The organism is Streptomyces sp. IBSBF 3136 (assembly GCF_036815105.1).
Classification (GTDB): Bacteria; Actinomycetota; Actinomycetes; order Streptomycetales; family Streptomycetaceae; genus Streptomyces.
This window is the reverse complement of sequence record NZ_JAJSZC010000489.1, coordinates 1-759: the sequence shown is the minus strand read 5'-3', so window position 1 is coordinate 759 and position 759 is coordinate 1. Positions and strand designations below refer to the sequence as shown.

The window sequence follows — 759 nt, the reverse complement described above, 5'->3', positions numbered from 1 at the left end:
TGGATGTGGATGTGGTGGAGGGGCACGGGACGGGGACTGTTCTGGGTGATCCCATCGAGGCGCAGGCGTTGTTGGCGACGTACGGGCAGGGGCGGTCGGAGGGTCGGCCGTTGTGGTTGGGGTCGATCAAGTCGAACATCGGTCATACGCAGGCTGCTGCGGGCGTGGCCGGGATCATGAAGATGGTGCTGGCGATGCGGCATGGTGTGTTGCCGCGGACCTTGCATGTGGATGAGCCGTCGGGTCAGGTGGACTGGTCGGCGGGTGCGGTGGAGTTGCTGGCCGAGGCCCGGGAGTGGGTGGCGGTTGAGGGGCGTCCGCGTCGGGCGGCGGTGTCGTCGTTCGGGATCAGCGGGACCAACGCCCATGTGATCGTCGAGCAGCCACCGGCCGTTGAGGTGGCACCTGTCGCTGACGATGTCCGATCGGTGGCATGGGCGCTCTCCGGGAAGACGCCCGAGGCCCTGACCGCTTCCGCCGGCCGGCTCAGGGCGTACGTGGCGGAGCGGAAGGCGCTGCGTCCAGTGGACGTTGCCTGGTCACTCGGCAGGCGTGCGCGGTTCGGGCACCGGGCCGTGGTGGTCGGGTCGGAGCGTGAGGAGTTGCTGCGGGGGCTGAGTGATGTCGGTGCGCTGCCCTCGGTCGCGGGCAAGCTGGCTTACCTCTTCACGGGGCAGGGTGCGCAACGGCTCGGGATGGGTCATGAACTGGCCGGCCGTTTCCCGGCGTTCGCGTCGGCCTTCGACGAGGTGGCCGCGG

1 protein-coding gene is annotated in these 759 nt (G+C 69.4%); it reads left to right on the top strand.

What is annotated here, in order from left to right; genetic code table 11:
* Positions 1-759: ketoacyl-synthetase C-terminal extension domain-containing protein (locus V7E45_RS40395; protein ID WP_333779263.1), on the top strand; the 759-nt coding region annotated here is incomplete at both ends.